Here is a 22,917-nt window from a genome sequence, read left to right as displayed (position 1 = left end):
CTTCGTTGCTGTTTTCAATTTCACCATAGCGGTGCTATGCTAAAATCTCCAAACAGCCTGATTTTCTTGCGATTGCAACACTTCCCGTAAACACGGGACAGGCTTCACCCCTGACATTGTCAGGACGGAGAAATTCTATAACATAATCCGGGTTAAAAGTAAGGGAAAAAGAGCCAAAACCCAGTTCATATCCTTCAAAATATAAAAATAGAACAGTTAACAGACTATAATACTACTTCTCTAAATGACAGGATTACCGCGATTCCGTCAATTAAAATGAATACTGTATACCAGCATAAAAACCAGCATGCAAGGAATACCTACCATTGGTTGTGGTTCTCTCTGCTATCACATAACCGGGACTTGGGTAAGTCCAGTTTTTGTCAAAAGCAGTAAACCCAATAGACGGACCTGCAACAAGCTTAAAATGATTTCCGAACTTATACCCAGGGATTAATCTAAAAAAACTTGAATTGTTTGTCAAACCAGAAAAGTCTGTTGTTTGCCTATTAACAAATTCGAAATCCATTCCTGTTTTCTCTTTCTTAAAAACATGCAATCCTAGCCCAAAATCGAACCCGTACATGGTTTTCTCTGACTGCTCCATTATACCTGTTCCAATTAAGCCGTATAATTTTCTTCCTCCAGATCGAAAAATAATTTGTCCTAACCCTGTCTCATCGATACCCACAGACAAACTTTTTTGCCCATCTTCTATGAGATTAATCAACCCGATAGGGTAATCACTAGACTTGGCAATATTAATTAATCCTGAAAATTGAGCACCAGTTACATTCTCTGCCATGTTTACCAGACCAGCGATCTGAAAACTCACTTCTCCTTCTGAATAATTATTTAACCCTGCTATTTGAAATGCACCTGTACTGGTACTTGTATGATTAGACAAACCTGCTATTTGTAAAACATTTGCTTGTGCTGTTCTATTTAACAATCCTCCAATTTGAATATCTGATGAGCCATCAGTGAAATTATAAATTCCTGCAACTTGCCCACCATTTACATCACCTTTCACGTGATTATAAATACCTCCAACCTGAAATCCACTTACATTACCATACACAAAATTATGTATTCCGGAGGCTTGAAAACCTTCCACATCCCCACCTGTCATATTAAAAATTCCCGCTACCTGAAAAGCTTTAACGTCCTTCTGATTAATATTGAAAATCCCAGCAACTTCTAATCCTTCCACCCCGGCAGTATAGCCCCCTAAAATATTCAAGGAGAAGTTATTAATCATTTGACTGTTAAATATCCCCTGAGAACTCAAGCCCGGTGTAAAGGATACTTGCATAGGGCTTTCCACGAAAAACCCTCCAAAATTAAGTCGCTGTACACGCTGCCTAAACCCAATTAAAAGGCGTCCCAAAGCACTGTTCTCCATTGCTTCAGCGACCCCATTTTCCGGATAAAATCGTAATTTATTCGGCTTTTCCCTTAACCCTACATCAACAGTAGGCAAGATAACAAAGGAGGTGTCCCGATAAGCTTCTTTACTAATGCCCAGCCATATAAGGTCATTGGGTTGCTTCTTGAATTTAAACTCAAAATCTCCATTTTCATCTGACAAAGCGGAAACCAAAGTGTTTTTTTCATAAACACTAGCAAAAGGAACTGGTTCACCACTATGAAAATCCTTGACCTTCCCTCTAAGAATTGAGGACTTATTCCCTTTTTCCAGATCAATATCCAATTTGCCTGGCGCATACTTAATGATCACATATTTGTCATGCTCCTTGAACTCATAGTCCTCTCCTAAAAGGACCCGAAGAAACCCTTCCACTTGCCCTTCATAGGAAGGAACCGTGATTGGTTCATTCAGGTTGATCAAGCTGCTCTGGTAGGAAAAATAAAAGCCTTGTTCCTTCGATAGCTCATCCATTATATCCCCTAAAGGGATTTGATTAGAAGCCACATAATTCATTTCATGCAAAAGAAAGTCCTGTGCACTAACGAATTTAGGAGAAGCTAGGCAAATGAATAGTAAAAGAAAAAAACCACGAAATTTAAAAATCATAACGATAATCAACAGACCCTTCGAAGGTAAAGAATTATTCTATAATTATATTATCTCCCTTTTGAGAAACAGTTACCCCAAGTGTTTGGCGGATAATTTCAAGATTGTCTCTCAATGATCCATAGGACAGGGTGGTGGTAATAGACATTTCCTTTGCCCGCGCTGACAAAACCTCAACCTCACTATCATAAGCAGCATTCAAGGCCTCCACTAGTTTTGTCAATTTTAGGTTTTTTGCCACAAACTCCTTGCTTACATAATATTTAAACAATTGATCGGTAGAAACACTCTTTTCAATGGTTCCGTTATCATTATTGATTACGGCCTTTTCGTTTTTTTGTAGCAACAATTTATCCGTACCTGTTTTCACTTGTACGACACCTTCATCTACTATCACAGTGGTTCTTTCATCGGTTTTTTTAATATTAAAAGAAGTCCCCAAAACCCTAACTTCCAACTCATCTACTGCTATTACAAAAGGCTTTTTGGGATTTTTTTCTACTTCAAAATAAGCTTCACCCTCTTCCAACTTAACGAGTCGATTATCTCCCAACCATTTCTGACTATACGATAATTTAGCATTTTTATTAAGCGTTAATAAAGTACCATCTAATAGCAGTTCTTTAACAGTTTCTTGATCTGCCACTAAAGCTACATTGGAATAAAGTGCCTTTCCAGAATGGGGAAGAAAGGACAAAACTATTGCCGTGATTGCACCAAGGAGTACAATAGCTGCGGCTACTCTTGCCCAAGCAGAAGTTAAAAACCGCTGTTGAGCTATTGGTTGTGGTTTTTTTTGATTTGCCTCACGAAACACTTGAAAGCGCTCCCATGCAGCATTTTCATCCATATTATCCGCCTGAACCAAGTCTTTAGACTTTATCCAAACCCACCTAAACTCTTGGAAATGTTTCTTATGTTTAGGGTCTGCCTCGATCCATGCTTCCACTGCTGTAACCTCATCTGGACTGGTCTCTTCAAGCAGGTATTTTATAAGTAAGCTATCTTCCATCACTTAAAATTTATCTGCCAATAGAATTATAATAACTGGCAGAAATTCTGCCAATTCCACTCTTAAGGTTTTTAGGGCCTTGCCCATGTGACCTTCCACAGTTTTTATAGAAATACCCAATCTGTCTGCAATTTCATGGTACTTAAGCTCTTCGAATCTACTTAGCTGAAACACCCTTCGACATTTTTCAGGTAGAACCTGTAATGCCTGGTTCAACTTGTTTTGAATTTCCTTCTCCTCTCCGGGGTTATCGACCACTGTTCCTATAGACCTATCCCCTGCAAATTCATGCTGTTTTCTTTCCCTGTGTTTCATCTTTACTTTTTCATGCTTGAGATAGTTTAGTGAGTCGTAATACACTGCCTTATAGAGATAGGCTTTGATAGAAGTAGTGATATCCACGGCTTCCCTCCTTTCCCAAAGTTTAAGAAAAACGGTTTGAACCACCTCTTCGGCCACAACTTCATCTTTAACCAACACACGCGAATAACCATAAAGAGATTTAAAGTGGTTTTTAAAAACCTCCTCAAACACCCGCTCATCCACTATCTGTGGTAAGTCCTTATTTACATTAGTAATTTCTGTCACCAATCCTGATCATTAAGTTTACCTTCCTCTAATAATAAGACACCTACCCCACACTATACCCTTGGACCTTGGCCAAAATAATTGTGAAACTTGATTTCTACTGGAGCCACTTTAAGATATTATAGGTCGGGTTCAAGGTAATTTAATCCATAAACCCGGATTAGGCAATAGGATTTCCTGACTTTTCTTTGCCATCCCGATCTTTAATAAGTGGAAGCATTGCAATTTTAGAGAAATCAACTGCGTCAATCTTGTCCCAAATTAATTAATTTTAATGTTTACACCAGCAGTAACACCTAAGTGAACGGCCTTGTAAACTCCTCTTCTTTCACGACTCCACAATTGCATCCCAGACAAATCATTTCCATTAGAATATTTGGTATGCGTGTAATTCAAACTAGGGCCAGCAAAGATTTGCAGGTTTTGCGAAATTAATAAAGCCGGTAACACCTTGATTCCCGATCTTGTATATTCCCCGCCTTTTTTGAAATTAGTAGCGAACATGTTCGTGCCCTCTATGTCCAGACGAAAACGATTACCTTCAAGCACCTTCAAGCCTAAGCCAGCTTCTAACGCATATGGAAGATTCCCATATTGAAGGTTGGACCCTATACCGACAATTCCATACAATCTTCTACCTCCAGATTTAAAGCTTAGCATTGTCGTTAGATTTTCATCAGAGGATAGCCCTATCCTTATCTCACCATCTTCTATGAGATTAATAATTCCTATTGGATAGTCACTACTCTCTGCAATATTAACTATACCAGATAGCTGGACTCCATCAACCTTTTTTGCCTTATTAACAATCCCTGAGATTTGAATACCTTTAACATTCTCCGCTTCATTAAAAATACCAGCAATTTGAGCACCTTCAATTTTCTTGGTAAGGTTGGCTATTCCTGCTATTTGAGCACCCCTATTTAAGGCTGAAATATTAACTATTCCAGCATTTTGGAATCCCTGCACATTTCTTGCTTTATTTAAAATGCCGGCTATCTGTACAGGGGTATCTTTTTCTAAAAAATTAGCAATACCGGCTATCTGGACTCCATTATTTGCATTTTGGGCCTGATTCATAAGGCCTGCAATCTGCACTCCTGTCAAATCTCCTCTCAGTTTAGAATACAGACCTGCAACCTGCAAACCAGTAGCATTGCCCTGAACCATTCCCGCCAGACCATAAATTGACAATCCATTTTCCCCACCAGAAAGACCTGCGAGCGCATGAATACTAAGGTTATTGGAAAATTTAGCCGCATCCAAGCCATTGGTACTAATGGGATAAATAAATCCAAGATGAGCAGGCCGCTCATTTTGTGCATAGCTATTGAATAAAGTACAGCAAACAAGTAAGAACAATAGACTTATGGTTTTTATTTTCGAGTTATAAATTCTCATGATTTTCTCATTTTTTTCGATTCATATGTTTGACAACACTACTGGGTTTTACCCCTATTCTTATTTATTATTTTTTTTAAGCAAGGGTGGATCCTTCTTTGGGTGTCTTAGTAGCAATAGACGCATCTATAAAAAAATAACAACTACACATATGAACGCATTCTTAATTAGTATTCCAATTTATATACTCACCTTCTTTTTTATTTCAGCTACGGATACTTCTGGCTCTGATTTCCAATTGATTAAAAAAGGGGATGGGATTTCTTTTTATGAAAGATGGATAACCATGAAAAATGGCACTAAAAGCCGTGAAGTAAAATTCACAATTGAAATCAATGCTCCAACTAAAAATATTTTAGAGGTCTTAACTAAGGAAGAATATGGTGAAAAGTGGAATGAAAACACACTAGATTATAAAATCAAAGCAACGGAAAACCAGTCCTGGATCAGCTATATTAGATACAGCTTTCCATTCCCTTTATCAGATCGAGAATGTTATTTACACAATCAACTTATCGAAACTGAACAGGGAAGCACCATACTCTTTAGAACAGAAGAGAGCAGGATTTTTTCAAAAGGAGAAGACCTAGTACAAATGACAGGTTTAAAAGGTAGGTGGGAAATCATTGATAAGAGAGACCACAGCCTTCTACGGTACCACATTATATCAGTTCCAGAAAAAGGCTTGCCTAGGTGGATAGTAGATCCAATTATTAGAAAAAATTTATGGACAACTATGGAAACTTTAAAAAGCACCATTGAAGAAATATAGTAAGACCAATTATACCCGGATTAGGCACTTGACTTCTAACTATCAGAGACAAAAAAAACCATTCAGAATAATTTCTGAATGGTTTTAAATATTGCTCTATTTCAGCGTTCTATTCTCTTACAAAAGGAAAATCATCCTCAACATAGACATCTTTGAATGCATCTTCACCATCAGGCCAAGGAGATTCTTCAGCAAATTTAACCGCTTCAGCTACTTGCTTTTTCACTTTAGCTTCAATTTCCTTTATTTCATCTTCAGTAAGGATATTGTTGTCCATAATCGTGCCTCTTACTTGCTCGATAGGATCCCTTTGTTTGTACTCCTCTACTTCTTCCTTGGTTCTGTATTTTTGGGGATCAGACATTGAATGTCCTTTGTACCTATATGTTCTGAACTCTAACAATGTAGGCCCATCTCCTTTTCTCGCTCTTTCCGCTGCTTCTTTCACTGCCTCATGAACTTCTTCCACATTCATGGCATCTACAGGGAAGGAAGGAATGTCATAGGACTCTCCTAATTTGTAAAGTTCATCTACATTAGAAGAACGTTTTACAGAAGTACCCATTGCATAACCATTGTTTTCTATCACGAAAATGACAGGTGTTTTGTAAAGCATGGCCAAGTTAAGGGATTCATGGAATGCCCCTTGTCTTACTGCTCCATCACCCATAAAACAAATGGATAAATTTTTGGTGCCTTTGTATTTCTCAGCAAAACCAAGCCCCAATCCCATAGGTATTTGAGCACCTACAATTGCATGACCTCCAGCAAAGTTTTTTGATTTATCAAAAACGTGCATGGATCCACCTTTACCTTTTGTGGTTCCGGTAGCTTTACCGAAAAGTTCTGCCATGATAGCGCCTGGGTCAGTACCTAAACCTAATGGTTGGGCATGACACCTATATGCGGTTATCCATTTATCCTCTTTTTCGAGTGCAGAGATTGCGCCGGCAGCACATGCCTCCTGACCTATATATAGGTGACAAAAACCCCTAATCTTCTGTTGGCCATACAGTTGTCCTGCTTTTTCTTCAAAACGCCTCATAAGCAACATGCTTTCAAACCACGTCAGATAGGTCTCTTTGGAATATTTTACTTTAGATTTACTTGTACTAGAACTCTTCTTTGCCATACCGTATTCTATAAAATATGCTAACTTTGGCCCCAAATATAATGAAATCAAAGCAATTTTGAGACCTTTTACGAAAATAGTAAAAAACATCCTGTGAATAAGCCATGTACCTAAAAAACTTAAAATTAATCCAATTTAAAAACTTCCAGAATCTGGATTTGGTTTTTGATCAAGGTGTTAATTGTTTTTTTGGAGTAAATGGGGCAGGAAAGACGAATCTTTTGGATGCCATACATTATTTATGTCTTACCAAAAGTGCATTTATACCTGGAGACAGTAACCATATTAGGCATGAAAAGGATTTTTTCACTATTAAAGGAGAGTTTGATCTCTTAGGAAGAGAGCTGGGAGTCAATTGTTTTTTTGAAATAGGCAAAAAAAAACGAATTGAAGTCAATAGCAAGCCCTATACTAAACTCAGTGAACACATAGGCCTTCTTCCTCTGGTGATCATTGCTCCCGATGATACGGAAATCATCAATGGAGGAAGTGAAGAGAGAAGAAAATTCTTTGATAGTATGATTTGCCAAGCGGATCAAAACTACCTGCAAAGGCTTATTCGGTATCAGCAATATTTAAAACAAAGGAATGCATTATTAAAGCGTTTTGCTGAAGAAAAAATACATGACAAGTCACAATTGGCTCCTTACGACGAACAATTAATCCAATTATCCTATGAGATCTACCAAACTAGACAGCAATTCCTCAAGAATTTTTTGATTCATTTTAATACGCATTATGCGGATATTTCTGGTGCTAAAGAAAGGGTTGACATTCAATACAAAAGCCAAGTAGACAATGGAAACTTCAAGTTGGACTTTGTTAACAACTTAAAAAAAGATTTAATACTCAAAAGAACCGGCTTTGGTATACATAAAGATGACTTCATTTTCACCTTTGATGAGCAACAGATCAAAAAATTTGGATCACAGGGACAAAAGAAATCATTCTTAATCAGTCTTAAGCTGGCTCAGTTTTATATTTTCAAAGAAATAAAAGGCACAAAGCCTCTTCTATTATTGGATGATATTTTTGATAAACTTGATGATGCCAGGATTCACCATTTGATAGCGGCAGTTGCCAATAAAGAATTTGGACAGCTATTTATTACTGATGCCAGGCCAGAAAGATCCAGAGAGATCCTTAGTCAGATCACTTCGGAATTTCGCACTTTCACAATTTCTAATAATACGATTAATGAAATAGAACTTAATCAATAGCGATTTCTCTTTTTTAATATCTTTCCGTCCAAGGATATTTTTCCCGGCCCCAAAAGCAAAAGCACTATAAAGACAAGAAGGTAAATCAATGGTAGTTCTTGTTTGTCAAACCCACTGTTCGCATGCACGAAAAAAGTAATTACCGCCATATTGATAATCATGGGGATCAAGATAATCCTACTCATAAACCCTAAGATTAAAAAAATCGCACAGAAAAACTCGGCAAATATTACTAATTGTAGAGATACTGCTGGCCCTAAGCCTATCGGATCAGCAAAACTATTAAGTCGCTCACTAAAATGGATCACTTTTGACCAACCGTGCGACACCAACATTAGAGAGGTACCGACCCTTAGCAGAAGCAAACCTAAATCCAAAGCTATTGGAGTGTGAGAGAAAACAATCTTTTTCATAGGCCGATAGGCAACTTTTTAGTTTTACAAAAATCTAGAAAGCTAAAGTTAAATAAAAAAATAAAAGCAAATACAGCAGGCAGGTACTTTTATACCTGCCTGCTGTTTATAATAACTTGGATATACCATCTGAAGCCACTTCTTAAGGAAATAAGGCTTTCATTACACTACCAGAGTTTCTCTGGATAACTTCCCTCAGAGTGTAGTTTTTTTAATTCTGCCATTACAATTTCTTTGTCTTGAGAATAGGTCACTCCAAACCAAATTTTTCCTCCATCAAGTATTTTTACTTTTCCTAAACCCTCTTGAATAATAGAGTTTGCAACCTTAGGGATATAAAATTCAGACTTAAGCTCACCTTTATTTTCTTCCAAAAAGTCAAGCCAAAGTCTTTCAGTCTCCTCAAAGATCGAATGATGAAATCCCCAGCAATTCATGGAAACAGGATTGTTTGCTGAAATTTCTAATTTCTCTCCATCTGCTTCATGAAATATACCATCTTCTTTCTGAGAAATCGCGGTCCGCTCTATCATGCCTGTAAGGAAACCCTCAGGTGAAACATCACAAACACCTCTACTTACAGTACCGTATTCTGATAAAACATTTTTTATAGCATATCCCACCATACAATGAAGATCTGATTTGACCTCATTAGTCAAAAAGCTACCAAGTGCTTGAAAAGCTTCTTCTCCGTAGAAATCATCAGCATTTATAACTGCAAAAGGTTCATTAATCACATCCTTTGCACAAAGCAAGGCATGAGCGGTTCCATAAGGTTTTTTCCTCTCAGGATCCTGAAATTTTTCAGGTACTCGATTCTTTAATGATTGAACAACAAATTCAAGCTGAATAAGCGCTCCAAATTTCGGTATAAAAATCTCTTTACTTTCTTCAAGTATTTCTTGCCTTACAACAAAAACCACTTTACCAAATCCTGAACGAATTGCATCAAAAATAGAATATTCTAAAATTGTCTCCTGATTTGGTCCAAAGCCATCGATTTGCTTGTCTCCACCATACCTGCTACCCATTCCAGCAGCCAAAATTAAAAGTGTTGGTTTTTTCATTGTCATTAAAATAGTTATTGGCGATACTTTACTAAAAGAATTATTGGCTACAAAGTTAATTTTTTTAAAAATGTCATCAGAGAAATTCTCGAAAAATTTGGTAATAGACCACCTAACCAGACCCATCAATATGGTTAGTTATTAACCTTTTGAATTTAGTTTTTACATAATTTTACAACTATTTGGGTACATATTACACCATTTTACCGATTTTGACCGATAGTTTTACTTATTTCAGCTACATTTCTACCCATTTTGACGTTTTTTATCATTTTTTTATAAATTTTTGTTGGTTCATAAGATCTTGATTATTAATTTTGCAATAGATAAATTTTTTAATTCTATAATTATTAATGAAATATTAATCCTGTTATAAAAATGAAAAAAATTGAAGCTTTAATTAGAACTTCGAAATTTGACGAAATTCACAAATGCCTTTCGGGTTTAGGGGTTAAATTTCTAACCTTCTATGAAGTAAAAGGAATGGGGCTACAGCATGCAAAAATGCAGCACTATAGAGGAGTAGCCTATGAACCTACATTTATACCTAGAACCAAGCTAGAGATAGTAGTTCAGGATGACCTTGAGGAAAAGGTAATAGCATGTATCCTAAATGAAGGAAGAACAGGCGAAGTAGGTGATGGAAAAATATTTGTCTACGACGTAGAAAAAGCCTACAGAATTAGAAATGATGAAACTGGGGAGAATGCCTTGTAATCCTTGTTCAGTTCAAATCAAGAACGATTAAAAATCTTATTTAAAACATAAATTAAATGACTCAGGAATTATTTACCATAAACAACCTATGGATAATGGTGGCAACCATGTTGGTTTTCATCATGCATTTAGGTTTTGCCGCACTGGAAGCTGGACTTACTAGAGCCAAAAACACTGTTAACATTCTTTTTAAGAATACAATCATCCCAGCTTTAGGGCTTTTGACTTATGCATTTATTGGCTTCAACTTAATGTATCCAGGTGAAACTTTCGCCGGAGGAATCTTTGGTTTTGCAGGACTAGGCCTTAGCTTACCTGAAGGATGGGACACTAGCGCATATAGTGAAGGATATACATTTTTTACTGACTTCATTTTTCAAGCCATGTTTGCTGCTACTGCTGCCACAATTGTTTCAGGTGCAGTTGCAGAAAGAATTAAACTTGGACCATTCATCTTCTTCTCTCTTTTGTATGTAGGTGTTTGTTACCCTATTGTAGGTATGTGGAAATGGGGCGGTGGGTTCCTAGATGCACTTTCTACTCCATTTTATGACTTTGCAGGTTCTACCATTGTCCATTCAGTTGGAGGTTGGGGAGCTGTAATAGGCGCTTATCTTTTAGGCCCAAGAATTGGTAAATACAAAAACGGTATAACCAATGCGATACCTGGACACAACATTCCATTAGCCGTCTTCGGTGTATTTTTATTGTGGTTTGGCTGGTTTGGTTTTAATGGAGGATCAGTATTATCTGCTGACCCCGGAACAGTATCTCTTGTATTTGTAACTACATCTCTAGCCGCTGCAGCAGGTGCTTTCGGAGCATTATTGGCCTCTTACCTAAAATTCAAAGCCTATGACATCACAATGGTATTGAATGGTATATTGGCAGGACTAGTTAGTATCACCGCCGGAGCAGATTTAATGTCTCCTACTGAAGCCGTAATAATTGGTTTTATAGGTGGTATACTAGTAGTATTCGGAGTTGTCTTATTTGACAAAATTAAAATTGATGATCCTGTTGGAGCCATTGCAGTACACTTGGTTTGCGGTATATGGGGAACCTTAGCAGTAGGTATCTTTGGTGACCTTGCAGGTACATCCCAAATACTATCACAACTAATCGGTATTGTATCCATCGGTGCGTTTTGTATAACTTTTAGCTTCTTGGTTTTCTATGCTTTGAAGAAAACTGTTGGAATTAGAGTGGATGAACAAGAAGAAGTTGAAGGTCTTGACATCAATGAGCATGGTATGCATGCTTATCCAGACTTTGAAACAAAAGAATAATATTCAGACTACAGCTATATAAAGAGTGAAAAACAGGCAGGTATTATCTGCCTGTTTTTTTGTGCGAATTCCATAAACCCGGATTATGTTATAGAATTTCTCCGTCCTGACAATGTCAGGGGTGAAGCCTGTCCCGTGTTTACGGGAAGTGTTGCAATCGCAAGACAATCGGGCTATTTGGAGATTTTAGCATAGCACCGCTATGGTGAAATTGAAAACAGCAACGAAGTGGCTGATTTTAAAGCGATTTCAGCACGTAATAGAATGTCTATTGCATATTTCGGGATAAATAGACATGCCATACTTTTCACAAAGCAGGCTGAAATACTGATTTTTTGTGCTTAATACCCAATACAGACTTAGAACTAAAGCAAATTGAAAAGTAAAGGCATTCAATTAATAACCACCCAACTTTTCACCTAAAGCCTCAAATCAAACTAAAAATCAGCCCACAAAGGCAGCGTTCGGAAGTTTTATTCACCGAATTCTAAGACATTGGAAAACGTAACACCCTATTATTAACCTCAGAGATTCTGTACTAATCTTTTCCTACCAGGGACTTCGACACCGAATGGAAAGCCTATTGCACATCTCGGGTTAAAGCTTAGGAGAAGAATATATATTGTCTCGACTTGCTCCCGCAGGGTAAAATTAATTTCCTAGATGAACCTGCCCGGCATGAACGTATAAATTTTACACCACAAAAGGCACAACAGAAATACCCTTATTTGCAAGGACAAAAAAAGAACGACTACTGTCGCTCTTTTAAACACTAAATAAGCACTATTTATTTTCCCGTTTCATAGGGCTAGGACCTGATGAAGTACCTCTACTTGCCGGTCTTTGCTTAAACATCTCAAATTTAGAAGGCATAAACTTTCTCGGCCAGTAGTTATTGGACTCATCGATATCTGCTGTTTCACGGTAAGGGTCCAACACTATTTGCACAACTTCTTTTTGTTTGGCAAAAACCTTGGTGACTTCATACTCATCCATCCTCCAAATTTGAGCAGGAACGGTTTCTACCTCACTTGTACCATCGGCATATTGAAACTCAAGAATAATAGGCATAACCAAACCTCCTATGTTCTCAAATGAAATTTCATAGAAATTAAGTCCGCTTTCAAGCATTTCTCTCTCCTCTGCACTTAACTGATTTACATAGGCCTTGTATTCTTTTTCATCTTCAGGATAAACCTTAAAACGATCGAAGCTTGTATAAAAATCTCCAACCTTAGGGTCCCGCTCCAAAACTGTTTGCCCAATATCCTCCTTATTTCTGGTCCTTGAAATATAAGACTCTTCATGCTCATAGGCTTTCTTCTCTTCAGCCTTTACCTCATCAGGCTTCCGACTGTCAATCTTATACCACTTAACATCATGAATAGATATATCTACCGGGTCTGTTCCGAAAAACCATCCCCTCCAAAACCAATCTAGGTCAATTGCAGAAGCATCTTCCATGGTTCTAAAGAAATCATCAGGTGTTGGGTGCTTGAACATCCACCTTTCAGCATACTTCTTAAACGCGAAATCAAAGAGATCTCTACCCATCACTGTTTCCCTTAATATATTAAGTGCGGTGGCGGGTTTTGCATAAGCATTTGGTCCAAATTGAATAATGTTTTCAGAATTGGTCATAATTGGCTCCAGAAGACTTTTCTCACCTTTCATATAGGGTGCAATCTTATGTGCCGGACCTCTTCTCGATGGATAATCCCTTTGCCATTCCTGCTCAGCTAAAAATTGCAGAAAGGTATTAAGCCCTTCGTCCATCCAGGTCCATTGCCTTTCATCAGAATTGACAATCATTGGAAAAAAATTATGCCCTACTTCATGGATAATCACGGAGATCATGCCGTATTTAATGGCTTCTGTATAGGTTCCATCTTTATCCGGCCTTCCGTAATTGAAACAAATCATAGGATATTCCATACCATTGGAAGCTTCTACTGAAATCGCTTTAGGGTAGGGATAATCAAATGTTCTGGAAGAGTAGGATTTCAAAGTATGCGCCACCACTTTGGTAGAATATTGCCCCCACAGTGGATTTGCCTCCTTGGCATAGTAAGACATGGCCATTACTTCTTTGCCATTTTCTAAGCGAACTGCCATGGCATCCCAGATAAACTTTCTGGATGAGGTCCAGGCAAAGTCCCTTACATTTTCTGCATGAAAAATCCAGGTATTCTTTTTGTTTGACTTGTTTTTCTCCAGTTTTTCGGCCTCAGACTGAGTACGAATTACTACCGGCTCGTCAAAAGATTTTCTGGCTTGATTCCACCGATCCATTTCTTTTTGACTAAGCACATCTTCTGGATTTTGTAATACCCCAGTAGCCCCAACCATATGATCTGAGGGTACAGTAATGGCTACTTTATAATCTCCAAAGACCAATGCAAACTCTCCTCTCCCTACAAATTGCTTGTTTTGCCAACCTTCAAAATCAGAATAAACTGCCATCCTTGGAAACCATTCTGCTACGGTATAAATATAATTCCCATCCTCTTCAAAATACTCATAACCTGGACGGGTAGCTAAAAACCCAGTTCGATCATGGCTATTAAAACTCCAAGCAATATTAAATTCAAACTTCTCTCCAGGCATTAAAGGTTGATCAAGGTCTAAGCGCATCATGGTCAAATTTACTGTAGCCGGTATCGCTTTCCCATTTGCGTCAGTCACAGAATAAATCTTAAGTCCCAAATCCATATCATGCCAAATGATATCTTCCAATTGCCCTAGATTCATTTTTGGCCCAATCTTGCTACTGGCTATTTTTGGTGTTTCTGAATCTTTATCCCTTTGATTTTGATCCAATTGTAACCACAGGTAATCCAATGGATCAGGAGATTCATTGTAATATATAACCTTTTCTTTACCAGTGATGGACTGATTGTCATCGTTCAGTTCAACTTCAATTTCATAATCAGCTCTCTGCTGCCAATATTCGTGACCGGGGGCCCCTGAGGCTGTACGGTACACATTGGGAGAACGAAGTGTGGTACCAAGCTGCTCAAACCTGTTACCGTGTCTTTGTGTGTCGATTTGTGCTTCAGCTCCAAATCTTATGATTGTAAAAAGCAGGAAAAAGAAAACAATATGCTTCATGGTAAATAAAATTTTACTAATAACAACAGGCAATAGGCCTGAACAGATAATGGATGAATATAAAGAAATTACCTCAAATTCACTTTATGGAAAAGAGTTTATTCCCTAAGATTTTACCAATAAACACTATCTAATAGAATCATTATGGCCATACCAAATATCATAGACGAGATAACCAATACCCACTCTTTCCTATTAATTCTGAATATCCCAGTAATCAATGTTGAGGTCAATAGAAACAGCACAACTATAACTACCTGTCCAATTTCAAGTCCAATATTAAATGCCAAAAGAGGAGTGAAAATGGATTGCTCTTTTCCCAATAAGGAAGTCAGGTAATTGGAAAAACCAAGACCATGAATCAATCCGAAACAGAGTGCAAACAAATAATTGATTTGAATCCCCTTTCCCGAAGAGCTTTTTGGCTTGAAAATATTAGACAAGGCCGTGATAGCAATGGTAACAGGAATCAAAAACTCCACCAAATCTGTATTGATTTGAATCACCTTTAAGGTAGCTAAAGCCAATGTTAAGGAGTGACCTATGGTAAACGCAGTCACCAAAACCAGGATTCTTCCCCAATCCTTAATCATGTATACTACCGCCAAGGCCAAAACAAAAAGAATATGATCAAAACCTTTAAGATCCAAAATATGCTGGATACCAAGATTAAAATACAACTGAAATTGGTTCATAGAATAAGCTGATTAATTTACTTTAGGTTTTAAAATTTTGTTGTAATATTAACGCATAATTCGCAGATATTACAAAAACTACTCCTTTAATGCTCGTAATTCAATTAATCTTATTCCTAATGTCTGGTGGGTTGGAAACACATCCTTTCTATATTAGCCTGACAGACATGTACTACAACGAAGAGCGACAGAAAATAGAAATCGCTCAAAAGATATTTTGGAATGACATGGAAGAAGCATTGACTATTGCATCCGGAGACCAGGTGAATTTCCTTAAACCAGCGGATTCAAAAAAATTAGAAAGCTTGATTAAGGAATATATTCTAAGCAACAACAAGCTGGAGGTCAATGGAAAGAAAGTTAAACTCACCTATCTGGGCTATGAAATAGAAGAAGATGCTGCTTGGTTTTATATGGAATCAGAAAAAATACCAGATCCTTTAGAGATCAATATTCATAACTCTATTCTCATAGATGACTTTCCCACCCAGCAAAACATTGTGAATTTTTACAAAAATCGGCAACCCAAAAGCCTTATCACTAGAAAGGACAAACTTAGTGGCACGCTTAAACTGGACTAAGATTACTGAAAGGCCGCAAACGAATTAATTCATTCAAAATAAAGAAAAAAGCCACCCCCAATTAATGAGAGTGGCCATTTCAATCCTAATAGGCAATAAACTATCTAATTATTGGAACAATAAATACCCGACCGAGAACAAGTATTTCAACCTCTATTGGATAGCCTAGATTCAATTAATAAACTTATTCGTAACCAGGATTTTGAATCAAACCTGTGTTAATGTCTAATTCTCTTTGAGGAATTGGAAGTATGGTTCTATTTTGTCCAGGCTTAGAATCGTCAAAGTAGGTATCACTCTCAGGTCTAAGTGGTAGATTGTTCCTAAGCAGATCCATTCTCCTATGCCCTTCAAAAGCCAATTCTTTTCTTCTTTCCTCAAGAATTTGAGCAATAAAAGCTTCTTTGTCTGCGAAGTCACTAGCATTTAACGCATCAAGTCCAGCTCTCTCTCTCAATTCGTTGATCAAGTCTAAAGATTCATTGTTGATACCATCAAGTTGGGCCAATGCCTCGGCTCTGTTTAGCACTACTTCCGTAGTCCTTATAATCGGAGAGTTATCAGAATGAGTAACTACATCAGGGAACTTTGTAGTATACAATAAAGAAACTCCCTCCGCATTTACGTTCTCTTTTGAAAGATTGGTAATCCGCTTGTCATTATCAGAATAAGCCGCTATTAGATAATCAGAAAACGGCGTATCTCCCCTTCCACCATCTTCAGCAGAGTTATAATAGGAGCCCCAACCCCCTGAGCCAGTTCTTCCGTTATCAATCTCAGAGTTTTGAATTGAAAACACATATTCACTGTTGTTTTCTCCCCAAAAACTATAATTGGAAGCAAGCCCATAAACTGCATCAGCGTCTAAAACTGCTTTGGCTTTTTCCGCAGCCAACTGCCACTCTCCTCTATAAAGGTGAATTCTTGAAAGCAAAGCATTTGCAGCACCTTTAGTGGCCCTTCCTCTAGTGAAGGCAGAGCTTTCGTAAGATTCAGGCAAATCTGCAACGATACCTTCGAGTTCATTGATAATGAAATCATGGACCTCTCCTACCGTATTTCTAGGATAAGCAACAATTTCTCCCGAAAACGCATCCGTAACAATCGGAACACCCAAGGCATCTTCCCCACCTACATTTATCGGCTGAGCAAAAAGATTAACCAATTGAAACATCAATAAGGAACGCATGAATTTTGCTTCAGCAACATACTGATTTCTTTCTTCTGTTGTCAAGGATTCATCTGGTGAATCAGGGGTAAAGGCAACAACTGCATTTGCTGCTAAAATTGCACGGTAATGCGCTTTCCATAAATCCCTGATCGAAACATTGTCCGCTTGGGTAGTATAGATACTGATTTCCTGAAGCGTAGGAAAAGAGCCTATGAATTTCACGTTATCAGATTGAAAGTCTGCAATTACTTGTGGCAAAGAGCCAAATACCTCCCATTCCTGGGTCAAAGAATACACGCCAAGAAGTGACCCTTCTACTGCTTGTTTGTCAGCAAAAGCGAGTTCTGTCGAAAGCGACTGCTGGGGATCAATCTCTAAATCTTCACAAGAGAAAAGGCTTCCCAACAATCCTATAAATAATAATGTTTTTAAATTTTTCATTGTTAAGCTTTTTTAGAATCCTAATGAAACACCCAAAGTAAATGATTTAGCCTGAGCAGGAGTAAAGAAGGATTCTCCTTGGATTTGGTTGTCACTACCGTTACCGCTAATTTCAGGCTCTAAGCCATCCTCAAGACTTGAGAAAGTAAGCATGTTTTGCATCATCCCATAAATTCGAGCGCTTCTTAACACCTTTGTTCTTTCCAGAATATTAGCTGGAATATTATAGGTAAGTGACAGATTTCTAAGTCGAATATGATCCCCCTTTCTTAAGTGAATGGTTGACCTTTGACCAAAATTAGACTGCGTATCACCGTCTAATCTAGGAGCAAAGCTATTCCTATTGTCCTCTGTCCAATAATTCAACAATTGAGGATCAAGGTTAAACGAGTTCAGGTTGTTTGGATTATACAAGAACCTAAGGTCATCAAACATAATGTAGTTTCCCTCAGTAAAAGTAAAGAGAGCAGAAAGCTCAAGCCCTTTATAAGACAGGGAATTGGTCAAACCACCTGAAATTCTTGGAATAGCAGATCCAATAATTTCTCTGTTATTGGTACTGTATGTAGTCGTAGGTTCATTGTCTGCATTTAACCACTCAGCTTCGCCTGTTTCAGGATTAATCCCACTATACCTCACTAGGTAAAAAGTGTTAACAGAGTACCCTTCAATGGCTCTTTGACTAGATGATCCTTGAACAAATTTTCTACCTTCACTATCCTCAGATGCTCCAGGAAGGTCAAGCACTTCATTCTCAAGGAAGCCTACGTTCAAAATCGTTCTCCACTCAAACCCTGATGACTGAACATTCAAAGAGTTTATCATTAAATCTATTCCTCGGTTACGCATAGTACCTGCATTTTGCGCATAACTTGTGTATCCTGTAGTATAAGGGATAGGTACATCTAATAATAAACCTGTAGTACGTTTGTTCCACACTGAAGCTTCTACGTCAAGTTTACTATTGAACATAGTAGCATACAAAGTAAAATCAAACTGTGCAGATTCCTCCCATCCTAAAGTCGGATTGGCTGGCTGGCTTGGGTAAATACCCGGACTACCACCATAATCACCTAAACTTCCTGCCTGGTACAGGCCTAAGGACGCGAAATTATCTACCCTGTCATTTCCTGCAGTACCATAACTTGCGTTGACTTTAAGGAAATCCAAGAAGCTATTGTTTTGCAAAAACTTCTCCTCTGAAAGAACCCATCCACCGGATAAAGCCCAGAAGTTACCATAACGATTGTCCATCCCAAATCTTGATGAGCCATCTCTTCTTGCACTTCCTTCAAATAACAATTTGTCTTTATATCGGTAGTTTACCCTTGCAAAGTAAGAAGCAAGTTTCCATCCAGTACCAGTTGCACTTGTAATAGTAGGTGTTGCTGCAGAAGCCACATTAGGCAATTTATCACTCACAAAACCTGAACCTTCTACAGTCATACTCGCAAAATCTGATTGCTCATAAGAATAACCTAAAAGCGCTCCTAAATAATGGTCATTACCAAAATATTTTTGGTAGTTCAAGGTATTTGTACTCAACCATTTGTAATCTTGAATTATCCTTTTATATCCTTGACCAGTAGGTTCAATGATATCTGGATAGCGCATGGTTTCTTCTGTTTGAATCTGATCAATTCCCCAATCCGTTTTGAAAGTCAAGTCAGGAAGAATATCAAATTCAAAATAAGTATTGGCTGTTGTTCTACGCGTGATGTAGTCCGTTTGAGCCAAATCAGCAAGTGCCAATAAGTTAGGGACAAAACCTAGTCTTGTATAATTGCCATTTTCATCAAATGGCTTATTGTATGGCAAATGTAGAAAGGCAGAAGTTAAAGGAGCAAAAGTACTATTGTCCGAATTAATTCTATCATTGTAAGTTTTTGCTAAACCTACATTGGCTCCAAATCTTGCTTTATCAGAAAACTTATGTGTCATGTTTAACCTTCCGTTAAACCTATCCAGTTCGTTTCCTAAAGCGTAAGTATCCTGCATAAAGTAAGTACCTGAAATAAAGTAGGTAGTATTGTCACTTCCTCCTGATGCACTAACATTCAGATTAGAAATTTTTCCCTGCTCAATAACAGCTTCTGGCCAATCAAAACCTGTTTGAGGAAAACTACTTACAGGATTTGCAGATCTATCAGCTCTATACTGATTGTATTGCTGTAAAGACATATAAGGCCTAAGTGTAGTTGGGTTTTGCACCCCTCTATAAAAGTCCACATTGATCCTTGAGGCGCCACTTTTTCCTTTTTTGGTTTCGATAAGAATGACGCCATTCGCACCTCTAGAACCATAAATTGCTACTGCGGATGCATCTTTCAATACAGAAATAGACTGAATTTCATTTGGGTTAAGCTCCATTAAAGGATTAAGCGCAACAGCCCCTGATTCATTACCATAATCTCCACTACTGCCATCATTCAAAGGCACTCCATCCACTACAAATAGTGGTGAACCTCCAGCCGTCAAGGAGGCAACCCCTCTGATTCTTATGTTTTGCTGCGCACCACCTACACCAGAAGTACCAGTCAACTGTACACCTGCTGCCTGCCCTTGTAAGGCTTCTTGAGCAGTAAAAATTGGCATTCTTTCTATTTGAGAATTGTCCAAACTAGAAATACTTTGAACAGACATTTTAGCGGATTGGGTACCATATCCGACCACAACTACTTCCCCTAATGTTTTTACATCAGGCTCTAAAAACACATCAATTTGGCTTTGATTGTCAATTACTCTTTCTTGAGTCATAAACCCAACAAAACTAAATGACAATACATTTGATCCTTCAGGAATCGTCAAGGTATAGGTACCATCTATATCTGAAATGGTTCCAACCATCGTTCCTTTAACACTCACATTCACTCCAGGTATCCCATTTGGCTCATCTTCAGAGGTAATCGTTCCCGATACCACCCTACTCTGGGCCATTAAAGAGATTACCGCTAACATGGAAAATGTTAAGCTAAGTAAAACTCGCTTCATAGTTAATAATAGATTAAGGTTTTTTAACAATGTTTATAATGCAAAAATCCATCAATTTATTTATAAAAACAAAATGATATATAACTGATAATGCAATATTAAAACCAAAATATTTTGTGGAATTAGACGAAATAAAAATTTACTTTTTTGAATCTGAAAAAAATAATTGAATAATATTATTTACTTGTTACTATTCAGTTAATATTCTATTTTTTTATAATTTTAAAATGTACAAATATAATATTTTTTATTAAAACATTATTTTCCCCGTTCATGTAAATTAATTATCATTCTAAATTATAATATTTAACGAAATATTATATGGTTATTTTATTTTTAATAAAACATATTCTATGAAATTGTATATCGATAAAAAAATGTAAAATCTTTTTTCAGTATTATATAGAAGTAATCAACCCAAATACAGAATTTTATTATTTTTAAAAAAATTTGAAAATAATTCGATAAGTAATAAATGGGAACGCTCCCTTACCTAATGCAAGCTCCCTCATCCTCAATTATTAATGCTCAGGAGGACAACTTAATGTACTCTAAAACTACCCAATACCCATCAACCTTCTTTAACAAAGCCACCTGACTAACCATGAACTGGTACCTTATATTATTCATTTTCAAGTACTCTATCACAGGCTCAAATTGATCCTTTTTAAAATCTCTGAAAGCCAATGTCATATGTGGATGATAATTGGCATCACTTAACTCAATGTTCTTTTTTAGGACAGTTTTTGTAAAATCCCTAAGGCGCTCTTGACAATGCTTAAGTTCAGGAGGATACTTTACCTTCATAAAGACTACCCTATTCCCAAATGCCCCTATCCCTCCCAGCGACAAAGAAAAACTTTTCTCCTTTAGAAAAAACCTCCCTAATGTTTGCAGAAGCTCTTTTTCCTTATTTTCATTGTGGACAAATGGCATCTTCAATGTAATATGCGGAGGCGACTTAAGGGCGTACTTGATTCCAAAAGATGCTTGTAAACCCTCCTTCAAACTTGTAATCGCTCCCTTTATTGGTTCATCGGGTACAATGGCAAGGAAATATTTCCCCATTACTTTTGGCATGACAATAATTTAGCTAAATGATTTGATCTTAGTGAATCAGTCAATTTGGCATTATTTTTAGTATTTGAATAAAAACTTCTTTCAAAGAAGCTATCAAAAAGTTAAATTCATAAAATTTTACCATATTCACAATTCAAACGCAAAACTGATTTAAAGGTAAGATCAATGAAGCAATTCAAGAAAGTCATGGTAGGGTTAGACTTATCTCATTTAGATGAGATATTGATCTCTAACATAAAGATATTTGTCCCTATTTTGGATATAGAAAAAGTATATTTTATTCATTTTTCGAAGAGTTTAATACTACCCAATGAGGTAACATCTGCTTATCCGGATTTATTAGCGCCGTTAGATGAAACCATTGAAAGCCAAATTCAATATGAAATTGAAAAAACCAAGCCTGAATTAGATTTCGATTTTGAAATCATCGTAAAAGAAGGGAATCCCCAAGAAAGCATGCTTCGCTGGTGCAACATCAAAGAGACAGACCTTTTAATTATGGGTAGAAAAAAGGGAAAAACCCCTTCTGACTCCTTGGTTAAAAACTTGTCCCAAAAATACCCAAGACCAGTACTCTTACTTCCAGAGACTCCACCAACAGGGCAGATAAACAATATTCTGCTCCCTATAGACTTCTCAAAGCATTCAAAAGTCAGCATTTTATTAGCCTTAGAAATAAGTAAAAAAACCAATGCTACCTTACAATGCTGCCACATGTATACAGTACCTAGTGGCTATAGCAAAACGGGTAAAACCTTCGAGGAGTTTGCTACCATTATGCTGGAGAATGCTAAAAAAGATTTTAAAGCCTTCTTGGAAGAAAATGATCTCCCGGACTTATTGTGCACATTTATCCTTCATGATAAAAAAGATGAGGCCGATAATATTATGGACTTTGCCCACTCTATTAAAACAGATTTATTGATAGTAGGAAGTAGAGGAAGATCTAGGTCTGCAGCGGTATTACTGGGAAGCGTTGCCGAAAAACTAGTAAACAGCAACCATGACATCCCTATGCTGGTAATGAAAGAGAAAGGAGAGAACATGGGTTTTCTAGAAGCGCTATTCAGAATCTGATAAAAAATTAAACCCTGATTATGTAATAGGATTTCTCCGTCCTGACAATGTCAGGGGTGAAGCCTGTCCCGTGTTTACGGGAAGTGTTGCAATCGCAAGAAAATCAGACTGTTTGGAGATT

18 protein-coding genes are annotated in these 22,917 nt (G+C 37.3%); 6 read left to right on the top strand and 12 right to left on the bottom strand.

Going from position 1 to position 22,917, the window contains the following annotated elements; genetic code table 11:
* Positions 1-271 precede the first annotated feature (271 nt).
* The 4 genes from CA2015_RS11325 to CA2015_RS11310 all read right to left on the bottom strand — a co-directional run bounded on the left by CA2015_RS11325 (position 272) and on the right by CA2015_RS11310 (position 5,039).
* The gene (locus CA2015_RS11325) at positions 272-2,038 is read right to left on the bottom strand and encodes a peptidase associated/transthyretin-like domain-containing protein (RefSeq protein ID WP_048642011.1); all 1,767 of its coding nucleotides are present in this window, start codon (positions 2,036-2,038) and stop codon (positions 272-274) included.
* A gap of 34 nt (positions 2,039-2,072) precedes the next feature.
* A complete protein-coding gene (locus tag CA2015_RS11320) occupies positions 2,073-3,050 on the bottom strand; it encodes a FecR domain-containing protein (RefSeq protein WP_048642010.1) in 978 nt (325 codons plus the stop codon).
* Between the two features lie 3 nt (positions 3,051-3,053).
* A complete protein-coding gene (locus tag CA2015_RS11315) occupies positions 3,054-3,638 on the bottom strand; it encodes an RNA polymerase sigma-70 factor (RefSeq protein ID WP_084011739.1) in 585 nt (194 codons plus the stop codon).
* Between the two features lie 261 nt (positions 3,639-3,899).
* Positions 3,900-5,039, bottom strand: a complete 1,140-nt coding sequence (locus CA2015_RS11310) for a hypothetical protein (protein ID WP_048642008.1) — start codon at positions 5,037-5,039, stop codon at positions 3,900-3,902.
* Positions 5,040-5,190: 151 nt separating this feature from the next.
* Here CA2015_RS11310 and CA2015_RS11305 point away from each other — a divergent pair, with 151 nt between their 5' ends.
* Positions 5,191-5,811, top strand: coding sequence for an SRPBCC family protein (locus CA2015_RS11305; RefSeq protein ID WP_157470442.1), 621 nt, complete (start codon positions 5,191-5,193; stop codon positions 5,809-5,811).
* Between the two features lie 109 nt (positions 5,812-5,920).
* On the opposite strand, the gene pdhA is transcribed toward CA2015_RS11305, so the two are convergent.
* Positions 5,921-6,943, bottom strand: coding sequence for a pyruvate dehydrogenase (acetyl-transferring) E1 component subunit alpha (gene pdhA, locus CA2015_RS11300; protein ID WP_048644486.1), 1,023 nt, complete (start codon positions 6,941-6,943; stop codon positions 5,921-5,923).
* Positions 6,944-7,047: 104 nt separating this feature from the next.
* Here pdhA and recF point away from each other — a divergent pair, with 104 nt between their 5' ends.
* Complete coding sequence (gene recF / locus CA2015_RS11295; protein WP_048642006.1) at positions 7,048-8,163, top strand: DNA replication/repair protein RecF; 1,116 nt, start codon at positions 7,048-7,050, stop codon at positions 8,161-8,163.
* Here the strand turns inward: recF and CA2015_RS11290 are convergent.
* Positions 8,157-8,576: a DoxX family protein gene (locus CA2015_RS11290; RefSeq protein ID WP_048642005.1), complete on the bottom strand. Its 420-nt coding sequence runs from the start codon at positions 8,574-8,576 to the stop codon at positions 8,157-8,159. The genes recF and CA2015_RS11290 overlap by 7 nt on opposite strands.
* A 167-nt stretch (positions 8,577-8,743) precedes the next feature.
* Positions 8,744-9,643, bottom strand: a complete 900-nt coding sequence (locus CA2015_RS11285; RefSeq protein WP_048644485.1) for a nucleotidyltransferase family protein — start codon at positions 9,641-9,643, stop codon at positions 8,744-8,746.
* Between the two features lie 378 nt (positions 9,644-10,021).
* Between CA2015_RS11285 and CA2015_RS11280 the strand changes: the two genes are divergently transcribed.
* Together CA2015_RS11280 and CA2015_RS11275 are read left to right on the top strand one after the other, a co-directional pair.
* The gene (locus CA2015_RS11280) at positions 10,022-10,360 is read left to right on the top strand and encodes a P-II family nitrogen regulator (RefSeq protein ID WP_048642004.1); all 339 of its coding nucleotides are present in this window, start codon (positions 10,022-10,024) and stop codon (positions 10,358-10,360) included.
* A gap of 56 nt (positions 10,361-10,416) precedes the next feature.
* On the top strand, positions 10,417-11,649 hold the full coding sequence (locus CA2015_RS11275; protein WP_048642003.1) for an ammonium transporter: 1,233 nt from the start codon (positions 10,417-10,419) through the stop codon (positions 11,647-11,649).
* A 783-nt stretch (positions 11,650-12,432) separates the two neighbouring features.
* Here the strand turns inward: CA2015_RS11275 and CA2015_RS11270 are convergent.
* Together CA2015_RS11270 and CA2015_RS11265 are read right to left on the bottom strand one after the other, a co-directional pair.
* On the bottom strand, positions 12,433-14,760 hold the full coding sequence (locus CA2015_RS11270; RefSeq protein WP_048642002.1) for a M1 family metallopeptidase: 2,328 nt from the start codon (positions 14,758-14,760) through the stop codon (positions 12,433-12,435).
* A 113-nt stretch (positions 14,761-14,873) separates the two neighbouring features.
* Positions 14,874-15,455, bottom strand: coding sequence for a HupE/UreJ family protein (locus CA2015_RS11265; RefSeq protein ID WP_048642001.1), 582 nt, complete (start codon positions 15,453-15,455; stop codon positions 14,874-14,876).
* Positions 15,456-15,544: 89 nt separating this feature from the next.
* On the opposite strand from CA2015_RS11265, the gene CA2015_RS11260 reads away from it, so the two are divergent.
* Positions 15,545-16,036, top strand: a complete 492-nt coding sequence (locus CA2015_RS11260; protein WP_048642000.1) for a DUF6702 family protein — start codon at positions 15,545-15,547, stop codon at positions 16,034-16,036.
* 184 nt (positions 16,037-16,220) lie between these two features.
* Here the strand turns inward: CA2015_RS11260 and CA2015_RS11255 are convergent, their stop codons facing one another.
* From CA2015_RS11255 to CA2015_RS11245, 3 genes are all read right to left on the bottom strand, one after another.
* Complete coding sequence (locus CA2015_RS11255) at positions 16,221-17,648, bottom strand: RagB/SusD family nutrient uptake outer membrane protein (RefSeq protein ID WP_048641999.1); 1,428 nt, start codon at positions 17,646-17,648, stop codon at positions 16,221-16,223.
* A gap of 12 nt (positions 17,649-17,660) precedes the next feature.
* A complete protein-coding gene (locus CA2015_RS11250; RefSeq protein ID WP_240477968.1) occupies positions 17,661-20,639 on the bottom strand; it encodes a SusC/RagA family TonB-linked outer membrane protein in 2,979 nt (992 codons plus the stop codon).
* 528 nt (positions 20,640-21,167) lie between these two features.
* Entirely contained in the window at positions 21,168-21,719 is a 552-nt protein-coding gene (locus tag CA2015_RS11245; protein ID WP_048641997.1) for a 2'-5' RNA ligase family protein, read from the bottom strand.
* A 165-nt stretch (positions 21,720-21,884) separates the two neighbouring features.
* Between CA2015_RS11245 and CA2015_RS11240 the strand changes: the two genes are divergently transcribed.
* Positions 21,885-22,796: a universal stress protein gene (locus CA2015_RS11240; protein ID WP_048641996.1), complete on the top strand. Its 912-nt coding sequence runs from the start codon at positions 21,885-21,887 to the stop codon at positions 22,794-22,796.
* The last annotated feature ends 121 nt before the right edge of the window (positions 22,797-22,917 follow it).

It is taken from the genome of Cyclobacterium amurskyense (assembly GCF_001050135.1).
Classification (GTDB): domain Bacteria; phylum Bacteroidota; class Bacteroidia; order Cytophagales; family Cyclobacteriaceae; genus Cyclobacterium; species Cyclobacterium amurskyense.
The sequence above is the reverse complement of the archived record's forward strand: the minus strand, read 5'-3'. Positions and strand labels throughout refer to the sequence as shown.

What these genes read in the sequence shown, in the direction of transcription:
- CA2015_RS11325 (WP_048642011.1), bottom strand. Translation starts at nt 2,038, where the DNA reads ATGATTTTTAAATTTCGTGGTTTTTTTCTTTTACTATTCATTTGCCTA.
- CA2015_RS11320 (WP_048642010.1), bottom strand. Translation starts at nt 3,050, where the DNA reads ATGGAAGATAGCTTACTTATAAAATACCTGCTTGAAGAGACCAGTCCA.
- CA2015_RS11310 (WP_048642008.1), bottom strand. Translation starts at nt 5,039, where the DNA reads ATGAGAATTTATAACTCGAAAATAAAAACCATAAGTCTATTGTTCTTA.
- CA2015_RS11305 (WP_157470442.1), top strand. Translation starts at nt 5,191, where the DNA reads ATGAACGCATTCTTAATTAGTATTCCAATTTATATACTCACCTTCTTT.
- pdhA (WP_048644486.1), bottom strand. Translation starts at nt 6,943, where the DNA reads ATGGCAAAGAAGAGTTCTAGTACAAGTAAATCTAAAGTAAAATATTCC.
- recF (WP_048642006.1), top strand. Translation starts at nt 7,048, where the DNA reads ATGTACCTAAAAAACTTAAAATTAATCCAATTTAAAAACTTCCAGAAT.
- CA2015_RS11290 (WP_048642005.1), bottom strand. Translation starts at nt 8,576, where the DNA reads ATGAAAAAGATTGTTTTCTCTCACACTCCAATAGCTTTGGATTTAGGT.
- CA2015_RS11285 (WP_048644485.1), bottom strand. Translation starts at nt 9,643, where the DNA reads ATGAAAAAACCAACACTTTTAATTTTGGCTGCTGGAATGGGTAGCAGG.
- CA2015_RS11280 (WP_048642004.1), top strand. Translation starts at nt 10,022, where the DNA reads ATGAAAAAAATTGAAGCTTTAATTAGAACTTCGAAATTTGACGAAATT.
- CA2015_RS11275 (WP_048642003.1), top strand. Translation starts at nt 10,417, where the DNA reads ATGACTCAGGAATTATTTACCATAAACAACCTATGGATAATGGTGGCA.
- CA2015_RS11270 (WP_048642002.1), bottom strand. Translation starts at nt 14,760, where the DNA reads ATGAAGCATATTGTTTTCTTTTTCCTGCTTTTTACAATCATAAGATTT.
- CA2015_RS11265 (WP_048642001.1), bottom strand. Translation starts at nt 15,455, where the DNA reads ATGAACCAATTTCAGTTGTATTTTAATCTTGGTATCCAGCATATTTTG.
- CA2015_RS11260 (WP_048642000.1), top strand. Translation starts at nt 15,545, where the DNA reads ATGCTCGTAATTCAATTAATCTTATTCCTAATGTCTGGTGGGTTGGAA.
- CA2015_RS11255 (WP_048641999.1), bottom strand. Translation starts at nt 17,648, where the DNA reads ATGAAAAATTTAAAAACATTATTATTTATAGGATTGTTGGGAAGCCTT.
- CA2015_RS11250 (WP_240477968.1), bottom strand. Translation starts at nt 20,639, where the DNA reads ATGAAGCGAGTTTTACTTAGCTTAACATTTTCCATGTTAGCGGTAATC.
- CA2015_RS11245 (WP_048641997.1), bottom strand. Translation starts at nt 21,719, where the DNA reads ATGCCAAAAGTAATGGGGAAATATTTCCTTGCCATTGTACCCGATGAA.
- CA2015_RS11240 (WP_048641996.1), top strand. Translation starts at nt 21,885, where the DNA reads ATGAAGCAATTCAAGAAAGTCATGGTAGGGTTAGACTTATCTCATTTA.